Origin of the sequence: Tsukamurella tyrosinosolvens (assembly GCF_900104775.1) — a bacterium.
GTDB classification, from domain to species: Bacteria; Actinomycetota; Actinomycetes; order Mycobacteriales; family Mycobacteriaceae; genus Tsukamurella; species Tsukamurella tyrosinosolvens.
The window spans coordinates 62,190-83,469 of sequence record NZ_FNSA01000003.1 but is presented as its reverse complement, the minus strand read 5'-3'; the positions used below and the strand labels follow the sequence as shown (position 1 = coordinate 83,469).

Below are 21,280 nucleotides of genomic sequence, written 5' to 3'. Positions count from 1 at the left end.
CGTTCCACCAGTGAGGAGACCCTAGCGTGTCACGGCGTGACGATCGAGAATCCCGGATCGGGCTTGTCCGTGACCGACCGCAGCGCCTCGAGCGGATCGGGTGGGCCCACGATGCGGAGCTTCCCCGCCTGGACCAGGTCGGTCGCATTCGCCCCGCCGAGCAGCTGCGCCAGCGCCTGCTTCGACACCTGCACGACGGTGGCCGCCGCGGGCAGTCCTTCGTACCCCGCGGTCTCGAAGTGGGTGAGGACGCCGTTGCGGAGTTCGGTGCGGTACCCGCCTCCCGGCCCGTCGGTGATCTCCCAGTCGACGACGGCCACGACATCCCACGCCTTGCGTCCGTCGATCCGCAGCGCGACGGCGTCGAAGAGCTGCGGGACGGTCAGCGCCGCGGTCAGGCTCGGCGCTGCGGCGGCCGAGGACGGCGGGATCTTTCCGTTCCGCAGCTCGTACGCGCCGCTCAGGTAGAAGTTCCGCCAGGTGGCGTTCTCGGTCGCGTAGGCGAGTTGCTCGAAGGTCGCGGCCTGCAGCCGCTTCGCGCTCTCGTTGCCGGCATCGGCGAAGATCACATAGTTCGCCACCTGCGCCGCCCAGCGGAAGTCGCCCTCGTCGTACGCCTTCTGCACGACGCGCAGCGCGGCGTCCGCCCCGCCCATCGCCGCCACGTGCCGAATCGCGCTCTCGACCGGTGGGTGCTCCCACAGGTGCGCCGGATTGCCGTCGAACCAGCCCATGTAGCGCTGGTAGATCGCCTTGACATTGTGGCTGACGGAGCCGTAGTAGCCGCGGGTCGACCAGGTCCGCTCGAGCGCGGGCGGCAGCGCGAAGTCCTCCGCGATCTCGCTGCCGACCCGGCCCTGATTGAGTTGCCTGAGCGTCTGGTCGTGCAGATAGGCGTACAGGTCCCGCTGCGCGCTCAGGAACTGCACGATCCGCTCCGTGCCCCAGGTCGGCCAGTGGTGGGAGCCGAAGCAGACGTCGACCCGGCGGCCGTACAGGTTGATCGTCTCCGTGAGGTACCGCGCCCAGACGCGGGCGTCGCGGACCAGCGCCCCACGCAGGGTGAGCACGTTGTGCGTGGTGTGCGAGGCGTTCTCGGCCACACACAGAACGCGCCTCCCCGGCAGGTGGATGTTCATCTCCGATGGGGCCTCCGTTCCCGGTGTCATCTGGAACTCCATCTCCACGCCGTCCACCGTCTCCATCTGGCCGGTGCGCGTGATCGACGTCGTCGGAGCGATCAGGCCCTTGTCCCCGAGGGAGGTCGTCTGCCCCAGCCCGGCACCGACGGAGCCCCGCGCGTTCTTGGGCAGTGCAGCGCCGTACATGTAGGTGGCACGACGGGTCATCGCCGTTCCGGCGTAGACGTTCTCCGCCACCGCCTCGTCCATGAAGCCGGCGGGGGCGAGGACAGTGCACCGGCCCTCCGCGACGTCCGCGGCGGTGGTCACGCCGAGGACTCCGCCGAAGTGGTCGATGTGGGAATGGCTGTAGACCACGCCCAGCACGGGCCTTTCCGTGCCGCGCTGCGCGCGGTACAGGGCGAGGCCGGCGGCCGCCGTCTCCCGGGAGATCAGAGGATCGATGATGACGATCCCCGAGTCGCCCTCGATCACCGTCATCACCGACAGGTCGAAGCCGCGCAGCTGGTAGATGCCGGGAATCACCTCGTACAGCCCCTGTTTGCTGTTGAGCTGCGATTGGCGCCACAGGCTGGGATTCACCGAGGGCGGACACTCTCCGCGTAGGAAGCCATAGGAATCCATGTCCCACACCACTTTCCCCTGGGCGTCCTTGATGACACCGCTCTCGGGTCCTCGCAGGAAGCCACGGTCCGCCGCGGCGAAGTCAGCGGTATCGGAGAAGGGCAGAGCCTCGCGGACCGTCCGATTCGCATCGATCACGTGGCGCGAGGGATCGGTCTGGCCGGCCGGTGGGTCGACCCGCGTGGCGCCGCCGGAAGATCCATCGGACGAGCACGCAGCAGTCGCGCCGACACCGAGCGCGGCGAGGGCGGCCGCGCCGAGTCCGACGACTCGGCGGCGGGAGACGACGGTCGGCTGGGGGCGGGCATCGGGTGTTTCATCCATCGGGTCGTCCTGGTTCGATCGCTGCGGGAGCGGCGCCACAGGCGCCACCGAATCTCTATTGCAGTATGACTGCAATAGAGATCGTCCGCCATGATTCGGCCAGAATGGATCGCGCGGCCATCGGAGTGGCCCCCTCCCCGCCACCGCCGGGAGGCAACCGTCGAGCCCAGGAGGTCACCCGATGCCCGACGCGACACCCCGTCGGCGCCGCAATCCCGAGCAGACACGCGCCGCGCTCGTCGAGAGCGCCCTCACCCTGGCCTCCGGCGGATACGGCTACCCCACCGCCCGAGAGATCGCAGCCCACGCGGGCACCTCCGAGCGCAGTGTCTACGTCCACTTCCCGAATCTGGACGACCTCCGGGTGGCCGTCGGCGAGGTCCAGGCCGAGCGGGTCCGCGCACTCGTCGCGCCGATCGAGTCGGCGCAGCCGCTACCGGAGCGGATCGCCGCGGCCGTGGAGCAGAGCATGGACATCTACCGGCTGCAGCGGCACGTCCGGCCGGCCGGCCTCGTCGCGGCGGCCCGAATCCCCGCCGTCGACGCGTCAATGGCCGCGACGGAGGATCGGATCCGCTCGAACTGGGCGCGGACGTTCTCCCCGGAGATCGAGCGCTCGACCGATGCCGGCCTTCTCGACGCGATCGACACCGTGCTCGCCTGGAGCACGATCTTTCACCTCCTCGAGCGCCGACACCTGCCGGAGTCGGCCTGCACCGCCATCTGCACGCGCATGCTCACCGCCCTCGTCCAGGCCCCCGGCGGGCGTCGGTAGCCACCGCGCCGCTCGCCCGGACTCAGACCTCGGGCTGCTGCTGGGTGATGCAGTGGATGCCGCCGCCGCGGGCGAACAGCGGCCGCGCGTCGACGGTGACGACCTCCCGCCCCGGGTAGGCGGCGGCCAGGATCTCCACGGCCACGGCGTCGTTCGGGTCGTCGAAGGAGCAGGCCACCACCGCGTCGTTGACGACGACGTGGTTGATGTAGCTGTAGTCGACGAATCCCTCGTCGTCGCGGAGCACCGTCGGGGCGGGGACGGACAGGACCTCCCAGGTCCGGCCCGCGGCGTCCGTCGACGCCGCGAAGACCTCCCGCAGCGCCGCGCAGCGCGCGTGGTCGGGGTGCGACGGATCGCGCTGATCGTGCAGCAGGACGGTGCCCGGCGACGGAATGGTCGCGACGATGTCGACGTGGCCGCGGGTACCGAAGGTGTCGGAGTCGCGGGCGAGCCCGAAAGGCAGCCAGACGGCGTGCGTGGCGCCGATCGTGCGCGCCAGCTCGGCCTCGACCTGCGCCTTCGACAGGCCGGGATTGCGGCCCGGGTCCAGCTGGACAGTGTCGGTGAGCAGGACGGTTCCGGCACCGTCGACATTGATGCCCCCGCCCTCGTTGACCAGCTCCGACCCGATGTACTCGGCGCCGGCGAGGTCCGCGACGAACCGCCCGATCCGGCTGTCGCGGTCCCACGTCGCCCAGGACTGACCTCCCCAGCCGTTGAAGACCCAGTCGACAGCGCCCAGCCGGCCGGCCCCGTCGACGACGAACGTCGGCCCGATGTCGCGCATCCAGGCGTCGTTGAGCGGCGCCTCCACCACGTCGACGCGGTCCGACAGGTACCGCGCCGCGGCCGCGCGCTCCGCGGGGTCGACCACGACGGTCACGGGCTGGAAGTCGACGACCGCGTTCGCGACCGCCGCCCACGTCGCGCGGGCGGCGTGCTGCTCCTCAGCGGTGTCACCCAGGGAGTAGCCGGCGGACGGGTACGCCATCCACGTCCGGGCCTGCGGCGCCGTCTCCGACGGCATGCGCCACGTCATCGCGCACCGCCGAGCTGCGCGCCGCCCAGCGGGCCGTTGACCTCGACGCCCTCGACGAGCGCGCCGTAGGTGTCGGGGCGACGGGTGGCGAGGAAGGGGAACAGCGTCAGCCAGTCGCGGCGCTGGTCCAGGTCGAGGTCGGCCACGAGCACGGCGGAGGCGTCGCGGGGCGCCTCGACGAGGATGCGGCCGTACGGGTCGGAGATGAAGGAGCTGCCGTAGAAGGTGATCGCGCCCTCGTTGCCCCAGCGGTTGGGCACCACCATGAAGGTGCCGCAGGAGATCCCGTTGCCGACGATCACCTGCCGCCACAGCGGGGCGGTGTCGAAGTCGGGGTGGTCGGGCTCGGAGCCGATCGCCGTCGGGTAGGCGATGACGTCGGCGCCGCCCAGGGAGTAGGCCCGCGCGACCTCGGGAAACCACTCGTCCCAGCAGGTGGGGAGGCCGAAGCGGGCGCCGCCGAGCTCGGCCGGCGCGTGGACGGGGTAGGGCTCGGCGCCGTCGGCCTGCGCGGGGCCGCGGAGGAAGTAGGTGTCCTCGTAGTAGCCGGCGGTGACGGGGATGTGCAGCTTGCGGGTGCGGGCCAGCAGCTCGCCGGACGGCGAGACCATGATCGCGGTGTTGTAGCCGAGCGGCTCCGCATCGGGGTGCCGCTCGTAGAGGGAGGCGTGGACGACGACGCCGTGCTCCTTCGCCGCGGCGGCCGCGAACGCGAAGGTGGGGCCGGTCAGCAGGTCCTCCGCCAGCGCGCTGGGCTGCGCGCCGCCGCGCTCGAACGCCGGGTAGCGCAGGAGGGTGATCTCGGAGAGGAAGACGACCCGCGCACCCGCCCGGGCGGCCCGCCCGATCGCGTCGGTGAGCTCGGCGGCGAGGCGGGGCGCGTCGTCGTGCCAGCGGTGCTGCACGAGCGCGACGCGCAGCGGCTCCCGCTCGGGGGCGTCCACGCGGGCGGGCGACGTCGGGATCCCCGGCGCGACGATGAGCTCCATCTCGGCTCCTCCATCTTTATCGATAGGCTTTCGATAAACGATAGACCGCAGTGACCGCCGCCACAAGGGGTAAATCGAAAGCCTGTCGATTGAGTGCCTCGTCGGGTAGGTTCGTGCAGGTGAGCAGACGCGTCGGCCGGCCGAGCACCCCGCAACTCGATCGCGCGTCGATCGGCGCGGCGGCGCTGGAGCTGGTCGACCGGGAGGGTGCGCTGAGCATGCCGGCGCTGGCCCGTCGGCTCGGGGTGCAGGTCTCGTCGATCTATCACCACGTCGAGGGCCGCGCGGGCGTCATCGGCCTCGTCCGCGACCTCGTGACCGCCGACATCGACGCCACGTGCTTCGCGACCGAGCCCTGGGACCGCGCGCTCGACACGTGGGCCCGCACCTACCGCACCGCCTTCGCCGCACACCCCGCCGCGGTCCGCCTGCTCGCCACCGAGACCATCGGGGGCCGGCAGAACCTCGCGATGTACGCGGCGGCGACCGCCGGACTGCTCCGCGCCGGATTCCGGGTGGAGCAGGTCATGGGCATCGTCGTCGGCGTCGAGAACTTCCTCCTCGGCGCGGCGCTCGACGTCTCGGCGCCCGAGGTCCCCATCGCCCTGGATGACGACGGTGACGACCCGGCCGCCACCGACGACCTGCGCCGGGCCCTCGCCGCGGCACCGTCGGGCCCGGAGCGCTCGCTGCAGGCCTTCGACCTGGGGCTCGCCGCGCTCATCGAGGGCCTGCGGGCGCTACTCGTCGCCGAGCAGCAGAGCCAGTAGGAGCTCGGCGCGCACCCGCGCCGACCGGAGGTCGACGCCGAGCAGGTCCTCCGCGCGCGCCACGCGGGCCCGCGCCGTGTGCCGATGCACCCCGAGCGCCGCGGCTGTCCCCTCCCACTGGCCGTGGTTCTCCAGGTAGGCGCGGAGCGCCTCGGCGAGGCCGTCGTGCGTGCGCAGCGGCTCCAGCAGCGCCCGGTCGAGCCGGGCGAGGGCCTCGCGGGTTCCCGGCTCGGTGAACAGCGTGCGCCCGGCGAGCGCCGAGGCGTCGACGGTGCCGCCTCCGGGCCGGGCCGCGCGGGCCGCGAGCTCGGCCGCCGCGACCGCTTCGGCCACGGCGTGCGGCGCGTGCGGTGCCCCCAGCCCGAGCTGCAGCCTGGCCCGCTCGCCCGGCGCGAGACCCGCCACCAGGGCATCGGCGAAGCCGGGCCCGTCGTCGCCACCCAGCAGCGCGATCACCCCGCTCGCGGCGCCCGCTTCGGACACGAACACCGGCCGGCCCGCGTCGTGCAGCGCGGCCCGCACCGCCGCGACCACGGCGTCCGGGTCCGCGCCGCCGCGGATCATGAGCGCACGGACCCCGGACGGATCGGCCGCCTCCGCGACCAGCTGCGCCGCCTCGTCGAGGTCCCCGCCCGCCGAGAGCACCAGGCGCAGTGCCGCGGCGTTCATCCGCCACTGCGCGAGCCGCAGCCGGAGCGGCCGCTCGAAGTCCAGCGCCAGCAGGGAGTTGGCGTGGCCGATGAGCACATGGTCCGCCGCCGAGGGTTCGCGCGGCAGCACCACGCCCAGGTGGCCGTGGCCGCGGTCGCCCACCCGGATCGGCTGGGTGACGATGGTGCCGAGCCGGCCGGCCGGATCGACGGTCCGCACCGTCACGGGCCCGACCGCCGAGGCCGCGACGTGCGCCCGCGCCTGCTCTCCCACCTCGCGCGCCACGGCCGGGTCGAACTCCGCGGGATGCGCCTGCACGACCCGCCCGCCCCGGTCGAGGAGGAGCGCCGCGCCGCCGCTGCCCACCGACAGCTCGCGCAGGGTGGCCGACGGTCCGCCCGCGACCGCGGCGCGGGTCATGCGCTGCTGGGCCCGGCCGGCCGCCGCCTGCGCCGCGTTCGCCCGCCGCGCGATCTCGTCGATGACGGTGCGCGCGACCGCCACGAAGGGCGTCGGCAGGGGCACGTCGACGAGCGCGAGTCCGAACTCGTCGGCCGCGTCGACGAGGGCCGCCGGCGCGCTGGCGCGGGACACGCCGACGCCGAAACCGAGGCCGGAGACGCCGCGGTCGGTGAGCCGCCGCACGTAGTCGCGGCAGCCGTCGTCGCCGGGCGGGATGCCGATGCCCGTCGTCAGGAGCATCTCGCCGCCGGTGAGCCAGGGCGTGGGATCGGCCAGCTCGGTGGTGATGACGAAGGTGATCGGGACGTCGACCGCCGCCGCGCCCGCCCGGAGCCCGAGGCCGAGATCGCGCTGCCCCAGCAGCCAGCGCACGGTGACCGCCATGGCGCTCCAATCCGTCGAGACGTTGCGACTGATTTCGCCATTCTGGCAGATGCGTAGCCCAGTGACCCAGCGCACAGTAGGAGGACTTCCCCGATCTCCCACCGAAAGGGTTGCGATGTCCGACCGGCTCCAGAACTTCATCGACGGCACGTTCGTCGACTCGACGTCGTCCGCGTCGATCGACATCGTCGACCCGGCCACCGAGGCCGTCGTCGCGGTCTCGCCCGTCTCGACCGAGGAGGAGGTGGCCGCCGCGATCGCCGCGGCCGAGCGCGCGTTCCTCACCTGGGGCCGCACGACGCCGAGCGCCCGCCAGGCGGCGCTGCTCAAGCTCGCCGACGCGATCGAGGAGCACGCCGACGAGATCGTCGCCGCCCAGGTCCGCAACACCGGCCAGATCGCGGCCATGGTGAAGGCGGAGGAGGTCCTCGTCTGCGCCGATCAGGTGCGCTTCTTCGCCGGTGCCGCTCGCATGCTCGAGGGCCGCTCGGCGGGCGAGTACATGGAGGGCTTCACCTCCTATGTGCGGCGCGAGCCGATCGGCGTCGTCGGCCAGGTGACCCCGTGGAACTACCCGTTCATGATGGCCATCTGGAAGATCGCCCCCGCCCTGGCCGCGGGCAACACCGTGGTCCTCAAGCCCTCGGACACGACGCCCGAGTCGACCCTGGTGCTGGCGCGGATCGCCCAGGACATCCTCCCCGACGGCGTCCTCAACGTCGTGCTCGGCGACGGTGCCGTCGGCGCCCGCCTCGTCAGCGATCCCGCCCTCGGGCTGGTCGCGATCACCGGCTCCGTCCGCGCCGGCATGGCGGTCGCGACCGCCGCGGCGGCGGACGTCAAGCGCGCGCACCTGGAACTGGGCGGCAAGGCGCCCGCCGTCGTCTTCGGCGACGCCGACGTCGCCCGCGCTGCCGAGGGCATCGCGCAGGCCGCCTTCTTCAACGCCGGCCAGGACTGCACCGCCGCGACGCGCGCCCTGGTGCACGAGTCGGTCTACGAGGAGTTCGTCGCCGCCCTCGTCGCGCAGGCCGGCACCCTGCGGCCGGGTACCCCCGACGACCCCGACGCCTTCTACGGCGCCCTCAACAACGTGCACCACTTCGGCCGCGTCATGGAGAAGCTGGCCGCGCTGCCCGCGCACGCCACGGTCGCGACCGGCGGGAAGCGGCTCGGCGAGAAGGGCTTCTACGTGGAGCCGACGGTCATCACGGGCGTGCGGCAGGACGACGCGATCGTGCAGGAGGAGACCTTCGGCCCGATCATCACCGTGCAGCCCTTCGCGACCGAGGACGAGGCCGTGGCTCTCGCGAACGGCGTGCAGTACGGCCTGGCGTCCAGCGTCTGGACGACCGACCACGCGACCGCGAACCGCATGAGCATCAGGATCGACGCGGGCGCGGTGTGGATCAACTGCCACATCCCGCTCGTGGCGGAGATGCCGCACGGCGGATTCAAGCACTCGGGTTACGGCAAAGACCTGTCGGCGTACGGCCTGGAGGACTACACCCGAATCAAGCACGTCATGAGCAGCAACGACTGACCTCCCGATCCGGCCGACCACCGCCCGCCGAGAAAGGCACCCCGCGATGCAGAACCCCTCCCCCGCCGCCCACCCGCTCGACCCCCTCTCCGCCGACGAGATCCGCGCCGTCACCGCGCTGCTCGCCCGGGAGCACGGCGTGAACGCCGACTGGCGCTACGCCTCGATCGAGATGTTCGAGCCGAGCAAGGCCGAGATCACCGCCTTCGACACCGACGGCACCCCGGCCGAGCGCGTCGCCGTCGCGGTGCTCTTCGACCGCACGGCGAACCGCACCTACAAGGCCCGCGTCTCCCTGACCGCCGACGCGGTGACCGCGTTCGATCACATTCCGGACGTGCAGGCGAACGTCACCGTCGACGAGTGGGACGAGGCCGATCAGGCCCTGCGGGCGCACCCCGACGTCATCGCCGCCCTCGCGGCGCGGGGCATCACCGACATGTCGCTGGTGTTCATGGACACGTGGACGTACGGCGCGGTGCTCATCCCGGAGGAGTTCGCGGGGCGCCGGATCGGCTGGTCCGACACCTGGGTCCGCGGGTCCGACGGTGCCAACCCCTACGCCGGGCCCGTCAACGGCTTCCACTGCGTGATCGATCTGAACACCATGGAGCTGCTGCGGATCGAGGACACCTTCCGCGTCGACCGCCCGCAGATCATGGGCGAGTACGTCCCGCGCATGCTGCCCAAGGAGATCCGTGAGGCGAGCACGCGCCCCGAGCGCAAGCCCCTCGAGATCACCCAGCCCGAGGGCCCCGGCTTCACCCTCGAGGGCAACAAGTTGACCTGGCAGAACTGGTCGCTGCGGGTGGGCTTCAACTACCGCGAGGGCATGACCCTGCACGCCGTCACCTACAACGACAACGGGAACGTCCGCAAGATCGCGCACCGCCTGTCGTTCGCCGAGATGATGGTCCCCTACCGCGACCACTGCGAGGATCACTACCGCCGCACCGCCTTCGACATCGGCGAGTGGGGCCTCGGCTTCATGACCACGTCGCTCGCGCTGGGCTGCGACTGCCTCGGCGAGATCCGGTACCTGGACGCGACGCTGCACGACAGCAAGGGCGAGCCCTACGACATCGCCAACGCGATCTGCATCCACGAGGAGGACAACGCCGTCCTGTGGAAGCACGTCGACCACCACGCCGGCGCCGAGGTCCGCCGCATGCGCCGCCTGACGGTCTCCTTCCACGTCACCGTCGCGAACTACGAGTACCTCACCTACTGGCGGTTCTACGAGGACGGCAACATCGAGTGCGAGGTGCGGGCCACCGGCATCATGGTGGTCAGCCACTTCCCCGAGGGCGGCTCCCACCCGCACGGCACCCTGGTCGACCAGCGCACCTACGCGCCCTTCCACCAGCACTTCATCGTCGCGCGCATGGACCTCGACGTGGACGGCGAGAACAACACCGTCTACCGGTCCGAGACGCAGATGGTGCCCACCGGGCCGGACAACCCCTACGGCCTGTCGCTGCGGCAGGTCAACACGCCGCTGCGCACCGAGTCCGAGGGCAAGCAGGACCCGCACTACCCCACGCAGCGGTCGTGGAAGGTGGTCAACGACAACGTGACGACCGGCCTCGGCACGTCCCCGTCGTACAAGCTGGTCGCCTCCGCGAACGTGCCCGCCATGTTCGACCCCGACTCGCCGATCCTCGACCGCTGCCGCGCCATCGAGCACACCCTGTGGGTGACGCCGAACGACCGCGAGGAGCGCTGGCCCGCCGGCGAATTCGTCAACCAGGGCGGCGGCGGCATGGGCCTGCCGGCGTGGACCGCGGCGAACCGCTCGATCGAGAACACCGACGTGGTGCTCTGGTACACCTTCGGCATCCACCACATCACCCGGCCCGAGGACTGGCCGATCATGCCCGCCGACACGGTGAGCTTCTGGCTCAAGCCCTTCGGCTTCTTCGACCGGAACCCGTCGATCGACGTGGCCCCCACCCCGGCGAAGTCCGCATCGTGCTGTTCCACCGAGACCGACGGTGCCGCCGCCGGATCGGGTTGTTGTCAGGAGGAGAAGTGAAGGTCTACGTCGCCTATCTCGCCACCGACGGGGGCCGCGACGCGGTCGCCCTCGGCGTGCAGCTCGCCCGCTCCCTGGACGCGGAACTCGCGCTCGGCATGGTGGTCCCGCCCGACCAGACCGGCGCCTTCGTCTCCGGCGACCTCGTGGACCAGGTCCTCACCGATCAGGCCGAGGGCTGGCTCGCGCAGGCGCGCGAGCAGGTGCCGGCCGACGTCGAGACGTCCACGCACATCGGCGTCTACGACTCGATCGCCGAGGGCATCATCGCCGAGGCGCAGCGCCTCGACGCGGCGATCGTGGTCGTCGGCGCGACGGGCGGCGGCCTCCTGGGCCGGCATTCGCTCGGCCCCGTGGTCAACGACCTCATCCATTCCGCTCCGGTCGCCGTCGCGCTGGCTCCGCGGGGACAGCGGCACTCCAAGGCCGCGACGGTGCGGTCGGTGACGTGCGCCGTCGGCGCGCGACCGGGCGCGGAGGAGCTGCTCGACGCGGCGATCACCGGCGCCGAGCGCGCGGGCGTGCCGCTGCGGCTCGTCTCGCTCATCGCCGTCGATCTCATGCCCACCGCGCGGCAGGGCGACCAGGCCAAGCTCGAGGAGGCCCGCCGGCACTCGGCGACGGTGCTCGACGAGGCCCGGAAACGCCTGTCCGGCACCGTCGACGTCTCCTCGGTGGTCGTCCTCGGCGACACCGTCGAGGACGCCGTCAACGGCCTCGACTGGCACCCGGGCGACCTGATCATGGTGGGCTCGAGCCGCCTCGCCGCCCCGCGCCGCCTGTTCCTCGGCTCCACCGCCGCGAAGATGCTCCGTGTCCTCGACGTCCCGATGGTCGTCGTGCCCCGGGCCGGCCTCGCATGACGGAGATCGTCGACAAGGGCCTGGCGAAGGGCCGGATCGGCACCCTCGCGGGCGCCGTCCTCGGGATCTCGACGGTGGCGCCCGGCTACACGCTCACGGCGAGCATCGGCCTCATCGTCGCGTCGGTGGGTCTGAAGATGCCCGCGATCTTCATCGCGGGCTTCATCCCGATGTTCCTCACCGCCTACGCGTACCGCGAGCTCAACTCGCGGGTGCCCGACTGCGGCGCCTCGTTCACGTGGTCCACCAAGGCCTTCGGCCCGTACGTGGGCTGGATGTGCGGGTGGGGCATGGTGCTCGCCACGATCATCGTGCTGTCGAACCTGGCGGCGATCGCCGTCGACTACTTCTACCTGTTCCTGGCCCAGGTCATGAGCAACGACGGCATCGCCGACCTGGCCGGCAACAAGCTCGTGAACATCGCGACCACGCTGGTCTTCATCGTGATCGCCACGTACATCTCGGGGCGCGGCGTCACGACCAGCGCCAAGGTGCAGTACGCGCTGGTCGGCTTCCAGATGATCGTGCTGGTGGCCTTCGCGGTCACGGCGATCGTGCGGTCGCGGGGTGTGCCCACCGGGCTGTCCTTCTCCCTCGACTGGTTCAATCCGTTCACCGGGATCACCATCGCGGCCTTCGTCGTCGGCCTCACCGGCTCGATCTTCGCGTTCTGGGGTTGGGACACGTGCCTCACGCTCGGCGAGGAGTCGAAGGACCCGAAGACGGTTCCCGGCCGCGCCGGCCTGCTCGCGGTGGTCTCGATCCTCATCACCTACCTGCTGGTGGCGATCGCCGTGATGATGTACGCGGGCGTCGGGACCGAGGGCGTGGGGCTCGGCAATCCCGACAACTCCGAGAACGTCTTCCGCCCGCTGGCGACCCCCGTGCTGGGCGGCTTCGGCGGCCTCATGCTGTTCCTGGCGATCTTCGCCTCGTCGATCGCGAGCCTGCAGACCACGTTCCTCCCCGCGGCCCGGACGATGCTCGCGATGGGCTCCTACGGCGCGTTCCCGCGCAAGCTCGCGACGATCCACCCCCGGTACCTGGTGCCGACCTACGCGACCGTCGTCTCGGGCGTCGTCACCGGCGTCTTCTACGCCGTGGTGAAGCTGCTCTCGGACCGGGCCCTGCTGGACACGATCGCCGCGCTCGGCATCATGATCTGCTGGTACTACGGGATCACCGCCTTCGCGTGCGTCTGGTTCTTCCGCCGCGAGCTCTTCACCGGCCCGCACAACATCGTCTACAAGTTCCTGTTCCCCCTGATCGGCGGCACGATCCTCGCGGTCGTCTTCGTGATCTCGGTGCAGGAGAGCCTGAATCCGGAGAACGGCAGCGGCTCCTCGCTGTTCGGCATCGGGCTCGTCTTCTACATCGGGTTCGGCCTGCTCCTGTTGGGCGCCGTGCTCATGTTCGTCCGGCGGGCCACCCACCCCGCCTTCTTCCGCGGCGAAACCCTCCGCCGCACCATCGCCCCCGTCGACGTCGACAAGGAGACCCTCCCGTGACCGCTTCCACCCCCTCGCTCACCTACCGTCTGCCGCAGGTCCGCAACCTCGTCACCGCCCTTCCGGGCCCCGAGTCCGCCCGGCTCGCCGAGCGCCGACGGTCCGCCGTCGCCGGCGGCGTCGGCTCCTCGGTGCCGGTCTACGCCGCGGACGCCGACGGCGGCGTCATCGTGGACGTCGACGGCAACTCGCTCATCGACCTGGGCTCCGGCATCGCCGTCACCAGTGTCGGCGCGTCCGACCCGCGCGTGGCGGAAGCCGTTGCGGCGCAGGCGGGGCACTTCACCCATACCTGCTTCATGGTCACCCCGTACGAGGGCTACGTCGCCGTCGCCGAGCGGCTCAACGCGCTCACGCCGGGCGACCACGACAAGCGCACCGTGCTGTTCAATTCGGGCGCCGAGGCCGTGGAGAACGCGATCAAGGTCGCGCGCCTGGCCACCGGCCGCGACGCCGTCGTCGCCTTCGACCACGCGTACCACGGCCGCACCAACCTGACGATGGCGCTGACGGCGAAGACCATGCCCTACAAGAAGGACTTCGGCCCCTTCGCTCCCGAGGTCTACCGGATGCCGATGTCCTACCCGTACCGCGACGCCGCGGCGGGCCTCGACGCCGACGGTGCCGCCGCCGCGGCCCGCGCGATCTCCCAGATCGAGAAGCAGATCGGCGGCGACGCGGTGGCCGCGGTCATCATCGAGCCGATCCAGGGCGAGGGCGGCTTCATCGTGCCCGCGCCGGGCTTCCTGCCCGCGCTCGCCGCGTGGGCGAAGGAGAACGGCGTCGTCTTCATCGCCGACGAGGTGCAGACCGGCTTCGCCCGCACCGGCGCCTGGTTCGCGTGCGAGGACGAGGGCGTGGTGCCCGACATCATCACCATGGCCAAGGGCATCGCCGGCGGCATGCCGCTCTCGGCCATCACCGGCCGCGCCGACCTGCTCGACGCCGTGCACGCCGGTGGACTCGGCGGCACCTACGGCGGCAACCCCGTCGCCTGCGCCGCGGCCCTCGCCGCGCTCGACACCATGACGGACCTCGACCTGCCCGCCCGCGCCCGCGCGATCGGCGAGCGGTCCGCGGCCCGCCTCAGCGCGCTGGCCGACGAGGTGGGGGTCATCGGCGACGTCCGCGGCCGCGGCGCGATGATCGCGATCGAGCTGGTCCGCCCGGGCACGTCGGAGCCGGACGCCGACCTGACCAAGGCGGTCGCCGCGAAGGCCCTTGCCGCCGGTGTCGTGATCCTGACATGCGGCACCTACGGCAACGTCATCCGCCTCCTGCCCCCGCTGGTGATCGGCGACGAGCTGCTCGACGACGCCCTCACCGTGCTCGAGACGGCGATCCGCGAGGCCTCCGCGTGAACGTCGCCGACCTGCTGAATTCCGTCCCCACCGGACTCTGGCTGAAGGGCGCGTCGACGCCGAGCGAGTCCGGCCGCACCTTCGACGTGATCAACCCCGCCACCGGCGAGGTCCTCGCGTCCGTCGCGAACGCGACGCCCGCCGACGCGACGGCGGCCCTCGACGCGGCGAGCGCCGCCGCTGACGAGTGGGCCGCCACCGCGCCCCGCGTGCGCGCCGATATCCTGCGCGCCGCGTTCGACGCGGTGACCGCCCGCGCCGACGACTTCGCGCTGCTCATGACCCTGGAGATGGGCAAGATCCTGCCCGAGAGCCGCGGCGAGGTGGCCTACGGCGCCGAGTTCCTGCGCTGGTTCTCCGAGGAGGCCGTGCGCATCGGCGGCCGCACCGCGACCGCGCCCGCCGGCACCGGCGAGATCGCCGTCGTCAAGGAGCCCGTCGGGCCGTGCCTGGCGATCACGCCGTGGAACTTCCCGCTGGCCATGGGCACCCGCAAGATCGGGCCCGCCCTGGCCGCCGGCTGCACCGTGATCGTCAAGCCGGCCGAGGACACGCCGCTGACGATGCTGCTGCTCGCGCAGGTCTTCGCCGAGGTGGGCCTGCCGGCCGGCGTCCTGTCGGTGCTCCCGACCCTCGACGCGCCCACCGTCGTCCGGGAACTGATGGACGACGACCGCCTGCGGAAGGTCTCCTTCACCGGCTCCACCGGCGTCGGCAAGATCCTCCTGGCGCAAGCGGCGAACAACGTGCTGCGCACCTCGATGGAGCTCGGCGGCAGCGCCCCGTTCCTCGTCTTCGACGACGCCGACCTCGACAAGGCCGTCGATGGTGCGATGCTCGCCAAGATGCGCAACGGCGGCGAGGCGTGCACCGCCGCCAACCGGATCCTGGTGCAGAACGGTATCCGCGAGGCCTTCACCGCGAAGCTCACCGAGCGGGTGGCGGCCATGCGGGTCGGGCCGGGCTGGGAGGCCGACTCCGCCATCGGCCCGATCATCAACGCCAAGCAGCGCGGCTCCATCGCCGCGCTCGTCGACGAGGCCGTCGCCGCCGGCGCCACCGTGCGCACGGGCGGCAAGCCGGTCGACGGTGCCGGCTTCTTCTACGAGCCCACCGTCATCGACGGCCTGCCCGACGGTGCCCGCATCCGCCGCGACGAGATCTTCGGCCCCGTCGCCGCGATCGTCGGCTTCGACACCGAGGAGCAGGGCGTGGCGATGGCCAACGACACCGACTATGGCCTGGCCGCGTACTTCTTCACGGAGAACGTCGGGCGGGCGCAGCGCGTCGCACGCAGGCTCCAGGCGGGCATGGTCGGCGTGAACCGCGGCGTGATCTCCGATCCGGCCGCCCCGTTCGGCGGGATCAAGCAGTCCGGCCTCGGCTCCGAGGGCGGCAGCGAGGGCATCGAGGAGTACCTGAACACCAAGTACATCGCGCTCCCGCCGGTGTGACGGCTCCCTCACCCGGCCGGCGCCCTCACGGGGCGCCGGTAGGGTGACGACGTGCGGCGATGGCAACGACTCCTGTGGATCGCGACGCTCGTCGTGGTCCTGGTGCTCGCCGCGGTCGGCGGCGTCGGCTACGCGCTGTTCGGCATCGACCATCAGGACCCGCTGCGCAAGGTGGACGCGATCATCGTGCTCGGCGGCGAGCACGACGGCCGCGAGCAGTACGGCATCCGGCTGGCCCAGGAGGGCTGGTCGAAGAACGTCGTGCTCTCCAACCCTTACGGCCGGTACGAACCCGACGACCTCGCCATGCAGGCGATGTGCGGAACCCGCCTCGGCGACGTCAGCATCACGTGTGAGAAGCCCGTGCCCAGCACCACCCGCGGCGAGGCGATGTTCACCGAGCGGCTGTCGAAGCAGAACGGCTGGTCCTCGGTGATCGTGATCAGCTGGGGCTACCACCTCACCCGCTCGCGCTACATCTTCGACAACTGCTACTCGGGCGAGACGGTCATGCGCGCGGTGCCCCGTAGCTACGACTACGGCCCCGCCGACTGGGAACTGATCTACCTCTACCAGTTCGTGGGCACGGCGAAGGCCGTGGTCCAGGGCACCTGCGACTGACACAAGGACCGCCGTTCCGCTTTCCCCTGACGCGCGCGGGCGTTAAGATTGCGTCAAGATCGACGTAAGAGGTGAAAGGCCGGTACGGTTATGTCAGACGATGCGGTGTTCGCGCGCGTCCAGGTCGAGCAGGCCCGGAGCTGCGCGTGGGCGACGACCCTGGACCGCGCCCGCGAGATGGTTCCCCCGAACCCGGCCGACGCGAGCCTGGCCGAGGCCGTGGACACCCTGCGCCGCCGCGGCATGACGGTGACGGACGCCCTCGCCCCGCACATCGGGCCCGCGGAGCTGGCCGCGGCCGACGTCTACGTGATCCCGCACCTCGCCCGGCCCGGCGTCGAGCGCGTGACCGGCGACCTGCCGCCCGTGTACGCACCCGACGAGCTCGACGCGATCGAGCGGTACGTCCGCAACGGCGGCGGGCTCGTGGTCCTCGCGGAATGCGACACCGCCACCTCGGGCAACAACCTCGATGAGCTGCTCGGGCGGTTCGGCGTGCACGTCGAGTCGGTGGTCGTCCAGGAGGCCGCAGGCGAACGCCGCCACGGTGGCAACGCCACCTGGGTCCGCTCCGAGATCGCCCCCGACCTGAACGGCCAGGGCATCGTCGCGGCGGTCGACGGGGCCTGCTTCTACCGCACCGGCGTCCTCGACCTCACCGCCGCGCCCGGCGCCACGGTGCTGGCGCGCACGAGCGATACCGCGGCCCCCGCCGGCCGCGCACTGGCCGCTGCGCTGACGGTCGACCGCGGCCGGGTCGTGGTCTTCGCGGACTCCGATCTGTTCGGGGACGATTCGATCGACGACCTCGACCAGCGCACCCTCTGGGCCAACGCCGTCACCTGGGCCGCCGGGGCGCACGAGGACCCGCCCGCGGATACGGGCAGCGGCGCGGCGGACAGCCCCGACTGGGCGGCGCTCAAGGCCGCGGTGGAGGAGCTGCGCGGGATCCAGGACGAGACCGGCGCGGTCCCCGATGCGGCCCACCACCGGCGGGCCGGCGAGCTGGTCGACGAGATCGTCATCCGGATCGATGCGCTCGCCCACCTGTTCCCCCACGACGCCGACTACCTCGCCGCGGTGCCCCTCGACTTCCGCCGGTGGATCGAGGGCGGCTTCGGCCGGCCCGAGTTCGACGAATCCCTCGCCGCGTTCCGGCCCGACCGCAGCCGGGCCGACGGCACCGAGCACCTCGTCGTCTTCCCGATGTACACCCAGAACGGCAACGCGGGCAAGGTCTTCGAGGCCGTCCTGCTCCGCGTGGTCTGGCCCGAGTGGCTGGCCGAGACCGAGCGTACCTTCGACAACCGACAGTTCCTGGCGGTGGCCTTCGAGGACTTCACCCCCGGCTACGACACCCACTCCGCGGTGCTGTTCCCCGAGACCGTGACGGTCGCGCAGACCCCCGAGTTCCACTGGGGCGCCATCTTCTGCGACCGCGAGGCCGCCCGCTTCCGTCGCGTGACGGGCGCGGCCGCCGAGATCCTCTCGCTGCGCCTCCCGCCCGACGGGGACCGCCTCGTCGCCTCGCAGTCCCTCGCGGAGTCCACCTTCGCGCTGTGGGACCTGATCCACGACCGCACGCACAGCCGGGGCGACCTGCCCTTCGACCCCTTCATGATCAAGCAGCGGATGCCGTACTGGCAGTACTCCCTGGAGGAGCTGCGCTGCGACCTCACCACCTTCCGGGAGGCGTACCGGCTCCAGCAGGACGGCCACCCGTACGGGCTGCCGGTGCAGCTGGCGATCCTGTGCGACCGCCTCTTCCGCTTCCCCATCACCGGTGACCGGGTGCGCAACTACGACGGCCTCGGCGGCCAGCTGCTGTTCGCCTATCTGCACCGCCACGGCGCGCTGCGCTGGCGCGACAACCGGCTCTCGTTCGACTGGAAGGAGCTGCCGCTCCAGGTGATCCGGCTCACCGAGGAGATCGAGGAGCTCTACCGCACCGGCATCGACCGGTCCAAGGTCGGCCAGTGGCTCGCGAGCTACGAGTTCGTCTCCACTTACGTCGCGCCCGGTCCCGGGTCGACGTGGGCGCAGGGCCCGTCGGCGCTCCCGCTCGACGGTCCTCCCAAGGCCCTGGTGGACCTCGTCCTGCCCGACGAGTTCCCCCTCAACATGTTCTACGAGGCGCTGCGGCGCAAGATGGCACCCGTGATCGAGAGCGCGAAGGGCATCACGGCGGCGACGGCGACGGAGGTACCGGCATGAGCGGGGTGACGGGCCGCACCGTCGTGGTGACGGGCGCCAACGGGGCACTGGGGCAGGAGGTCGTGCGGCGGCTCGTCGCCGCCGGGGCGCAGGCCGCCGTCATCACGCGCGGCGCTCCCGCGGAGGAGATCGCGGACCTCGACGGCGTGAGCGCCTACCGCGCGGACCTGTCGGACCGCGCCGCGACGGCGGAGGCCGTCCGGCGCATCGTCGCCGAGCACGGCGGCGCCGACGGCCTGCTGCACCTGGTGGGCGGCTGGCGCGGCGGCACCCCGATCGACGAGGCGGACCCCGCGGATTGGGACTTCCTCGAGGCGGGCCTGATCCGCAGCCTGCAGAACGTCTCCCAGCCGCTGTACCCCGCGCTCGCCGCGAGCGAGGACGCGCGGGTCGCCGTCATCTCGTCGATCTCGGTGGCGAAGCCGACGGCGAAGAACGCGATGTACGCCACCGCCAAGGCCGCCGCCGAGGCGTGGACCCTGGCACTCGCCGACGGCTTCGCCGGCACCGGCGCCGCCGCGACGGTCCTGCGGGTGATGGCGCTGCTCACGCCGCAGATGAAGGCCGACTCCCCGGAGCGGAAGTTCCCGCGCTACACGCCCATCGGCGACGTGGCCGATCGCCTCGTCGCGCTGTGGGACGCTCCTGCGGCCGAGGTGAACGGCACCGTCGACACCCTGGTTCCGGAGGTGACCGCATGACCCGCCTGCACGATCCCGCCAAGCGCGGCTTCGCGAGCGACAACTACGCCGGCGTGCTGCCGGAGGTGCTCGAGGCGATCGCCGAAGCGAACCTCGGGCACCAGGGCGCCTACGGCGCCGACGTCTACACCGCCGCCCTCGATGCGCGGATCGTCGAGCTGTTCGGCGACGGGGCGCGGGCGTTCCCCGTGTTCAACGGCACCGGCGCGAACGTCGTCGCGTTGTCCGCGGTCTCCGACCGTTGGTCGGCGGTGGTCTGCGCCGACACGGGCCACATCCACGTCGACGAGGGCGGCGCCCCCGAGAAGCTCGCCGGGCTCAAACTCTTCGTCGTGCCCACCGTCGAGGGCAAGCTGACCCCCGAGGCGATCACCGCCGCCGTCCCCGACCGGGCGGGCGACGTGCACTGGGCACAGCCTCGCGTGCTCTCGGTGGCGCAGTCCACCGAGCTCGGCACCGTCTACACCCCGGACGAACTGCGGGCCCTCGCGGAATACGCGCACGAGCGCGACTGGCTGCTGCACATCGACGGCTCGCGCCTGGCCAACGCCGCCGCGAGCCTCGGCACGGACCTGCGGGCGATCACCACCGACATCGGCGCCGACGTCGTGAGCATGGGCGGCACGAAGAACGGCCTGCTCGGCGCTGAACTCGTGGTGGTCCTCGACGCGGCCTCCGCGCCCGGCGTCGAGTACGTGCGCAAGCTCTCGATGCAGCTGGCCTCCAAGCAGCGCTTCCTCGCCGCGCAGTTCCTCGCTCTGCTCGACGACGACCGGTACCTGCGGGTCGCGGGCCATGCGAACGCGATGGCGCGGCTGCTCGCGGATCTCGTCCGCGGGATCGGCGGCGTGACGATCACGCAGCCGGTGCAGTCGAACGCGGTCTTCGCGGAGCTCCCGCGCGCGGCCGCCGAGGCGCTGATGGAGCGGGTGCCGTTCTACTTCTGGGACGAGATCCGCGGCGAGGTCCGCTGGATGTGCGCGTGGGACACCACCGAGGAGGACGTCCGCGCGTTCGCCGCGCTGATCTCGGCCGAGCTCAGCCGAACCGCGGGAATTTGATGTAGGCGAGGCCCATGAGGTCGATCGACAGGTAGCCGAGGATCGCCGCCGCGACGCCGCCCCCGACCACGAGGACGGCGCGGCGCCAGTCCCCGCGGGGTGACGCCACCAGCCACCAGCCGATCCCGGTGAACGTGACGATCGGCCCGAGCAGCGCGACCGGCACGGCGGCCAGACCGGTGTCCCCGACGATCCGCACCAGCCGGGCGACGCCTCCGAGGAGCACCGACACCAGCGCCGTGACGCACAGCATCGTCGTCCACCGCGGGCCGCGCGCCACCAGGCGATAGCCGAGGACCGAACCGACGGCACCGCCCACGGCGACGATCACGGTCGTCATCGCCGCGCCCGCCGCGCGAGCACGTAGCCGGCCCCGATGCCCAGGGCCGAGACGAGCGGCGCGCCGAACAGGAACCGGACGCCCGCGGACGGCGGCATCCCGAGCAGGGACACCAACCCGTAGACGCCGACCGAGGCGAACCCTGCGAGCACGCCGAAGACGAGGAACGCGAACCACCGGTCGCCGAGGGCGTCGCGCAGCGCGAACAGCACGCCGGTCACCAAGGAGAGGACCCCGATTCCCACGAACCGGGAGTCGAGCTCGAGGGCCCGCCACGCGGGTGCGGCCGAGAGGCTCGCCGTGGAGACGGCGGCGAGGGCACCACCGATCGCGACGCACACAAGGGTGCGACGGTCGGTGGGCAGCCGCGCACCGTCGGGCACCGGTCGATCCGAGGAGGTCTCCTGCACGCCGTC

The 21,280-nt window shown here is 72.0% G+C and carries 18 protein-coding genes; 12 read left to right on the top strand and 6 right to left on the bottom strand.

Features of this window, described 5'->3' with window-relative positions; all coding sequences use genetic code 11:
* Nucleotides 1–29: 29 nt before the first annotated feature.
* Nucleotides 30–2,090, bottom strand: a complete 2,061-nt coding sequence (locus BLW32_RS01910) for an alkyl/aryl-sulfatase (protein ID WP_082791245.1) — start codon at nt 2,088–2,090, stop codon at nt 30–32.
* 181 nt (nt 2,091–2,271) lie between these two features.
* On the opposite strand from BLW32_RS01910, the gene BLW32_RS01905 reads away from it, so the two are divergent.
* Nucleotides 2,272–2,865, top strand: a complete 594-nt coding sequence (locus BLW32_RS01905; protein ID WP_068740452.1) for a TetR/AcrR family transcriptional regulator — start codon at nt 2,272–2,274, stop codon at nt 2,863–2,865.
* Nucleotides 2,866–2,887: 22 nt separating this feature from the next.
* Here the strand turns inward: BLW32_RS01905 and BLW32_RS01900 are convergent, their stop codons facing one another.
* Complete coding sequence (locus tag BLW32_RS01900; RefSeq protein ID WP_068740450.1) at nt 2,888–3,907, bottom strand: agmatine deiminase family protein; 1,020 nt, start codon at nt 3,905–3,907, stop codon at nt 2,888–2,890.
* The gene (locus tag BLW32_RS01895) at nt 3,904–4,896 is read right to left on the bottom strand and encodes a nitrilase-related carbon-nitrogen hydrolase (RefSeq protein WP_068526577.1); all 993 of its coding nucleotides are present in this window, start codon (nt 4,894–4,896) and stop codon (nt 3,904–3,906) included. The genes BLW32_RS01900 and BLW32_RS01895 overlap by 4 nt, the downstream gene beginning before the upstream one ends.
* 119 nt (nt 4,897–5,015) lie before the next feature.
* Between BLW32_RS01895 and BLW32_RS01890 the strand changes: the two genes are divergently transcribed.
* Nucleotides 5,016–5,666 (top strand): TetR/AcrR family transcriptional regulator C-terminal domain-containing protein, encoded by a 651-nt coding sequence (locus BLW32_RS01890; protein WP_068526643.1) that lies wholly within the window; start codon nt 5,016–5,018, stop codon nt 5,664–5,666.
* Here BLW32_RS01890 and BLW32_RS01885 read toward each other — a convergent pair.
* A complete protein-coding gene (locus tag BLW32_RS01885) occupies nt 5,637–7,163 on the bottom strand; it encodes a PucR family transcriptional regulator (RefSeq protein ID WP_068740448.1) in 1,527 nt (508 codons plus the stop codon). The two genes, BLW32_RS01890 and BLW32_RS01885, sit on opposite strands and share 30 nt — an antisense overlap.
* 115 nt (nt 7,164–7,278) lie before the next feature.
* On the opposite strand from BLW32_RS01885, the gene BLW32_RS01880 reads away from it, so the two are divergent.
* The 10 genes from BLW32_RS01880 (at nt 7,279) to BLW32_RS01835 (ending at nt 20,524) form a co-directional block, all read left to right on the top strand.
* Nucleotides 7,279–8,706: an aminobutyraldehyde dehydrogenase gene (locus BLW32_RS01880; protein WP_068526575.1), complete on the top strand. Its 1,428-nt coding sequence runs from the start codon at nt 7,279–7,281 to the stop codon at nt 8,704–8,706.
* Nucleotides 8,707–8,752: 46 nt separating this feature from the next.
* On the top strand, nt 8,753–10,741 hold the full coding sequence (locus BLW32_RS01875) for a primary-amine oxidase (protein WP_068740446.1): 1,989 nt from the start codon (nt 8,753–8,755) through the stop codon (nt 10,739–10,741).
* Nucleotides 10,738–11,604, top strand: coding sequence for a universal stress protein (locus tag BLW32_RS01870; protein WP_068526573.1), 867 nt, complete (start codon nt 10,738–10,740; stop codon nt 11,602–11,604). The genes BLW32_RS01875 and BLW32_RS01870 overlap by 4 nt, the downstream gene beginning before the upstream one ends.
* Nucleotides 11,601–13,112, top strand: coding sequence for an APC family permease (locus BLW32_RS01865; protein WP_068526572.1), 1,512 nt, complete (start codon nt 11,601–11,603; stop codon nt 13,110–13,112). Before BLW32_RS01870 ends, BLW32_RS01865 begins: the two co-directional genes overlap by 4 nt.
* A complete protein-coding gene (gene gabT, locus BLW32_RS01860; protein ID WP_068740445.1) occupies nt 13,109–14,473 on the top strand; it encodes a 4-aminobutyrate--2-oxoglutarate transaminase in 1,365 nt (454 codons plus the stop codon). The genes BLW32_RS01865 and gabT overlap by 4 nt, the downstream gene beginning before the upstream one ends.
* Nucleotides 14,470–15,927 carry an NAD-dependent succinate-semialdehyde dehydrogenase gene (locus tag BLW32_RS01855; RefSeq protein WP_068740443.1) on the top strand — a complete coding sequence of 486 codons (1,458 nt, stop codon included), beginning with the start codon at nt 14,470–14,472 and terminating at the stop codon, nt 15,925–15,927. Before gabT ends, BLW32_RS01855 begins: the two co-directional genes overlap by 4 nt.
* 51 nt (nt 15,928–15,978) lie before the next feature.
* Nucleotides 15,979–16,548 (top strand): YdcF family protein, encoded by a 570-nt coding sequence (locus BLW32_RS01850; RefSeq protein WP_068740440.1) that lies wholly within the window; start codon nt 15,979–15,981, stop codon nt 16,546–16,548.
* A gap of 90 nt (nt 16,549–16,638) precedes the next feature.
* Entirely contained in the window at nt 16,639–18,762 is a 2,124-nt protein-coding gene (locus BLW32_RS01845; protein ID WP_068740438.1) for a DUF6421 family protein, read from the top strand.
* Nucleotides 18,759–19,463, top strand: coding sequence for an SDR family NAD(P)-dependent oxidoreductase (locus tag BLW32_RS01840; RefSeq protein WP_068740436.1), 705 nt, complete (start codon nt 18,759–18,761; stop codon nt 19,461–19,463). Before BLW32_RS01845 ends, BLW32_RS01840 begins: the two co-directional genes overlap by 4 nt.
* The gene (locus BLW32_RS01835; RefSeq protein WP_068526566.1) at nt 19,460–20,524 is read left to right on the top strand and encodes a threonine aldolase family protein; all 1,065 of its coding nucleotides are present in this window, start codon (nt 19,460–19,462) and stop codon (nt 20,522–20,524) included. Before BLW32_RS01840 ends, BLW32_RS01835 begins: the two co-directional genes overlap by 4 nt.
* Here BLW32_RS01835 and BLW32_RS01830 read toward each other — a convergent pair.
* Together BLW32_RS01830 and BLW32_RS01825 are read right to left on the bottom strand one after the other, a co-directional pair.
* Nucleotides 20,502–20,864 carry a hypothetical protein gene (locus BLW32_RS01830; RefSeq protein ID WP_068627362.1) on the bottom strand — a complete coding sequence of 121 codons (363 nt, stop codon included), beginning with the start codon at nt 20,862–20,864 and terminating at the stop codon, nt 20,502–20,504. The genes BLW32_RS01835 and BLW32_RS01830 overlap by 23 nt on opposite strands.
* On the bottom strand, nt 20,861–21,274 hold the full coding sequence (locus BLW32_RS01825; protein ID WP_068740434.1) for a hypothetical protein: 414 nt from the start codon (nt 21,272–21,274) through the stop codon (nt 20,861–20,863). The genes BLW32_RS01830 and BLW32_RS01825 overlap by 4 nt, the downstream gene beginning before the upstream one ends.
* Nucleotides 21,275–21,280 lie beyond the last annotated feature (6 nt).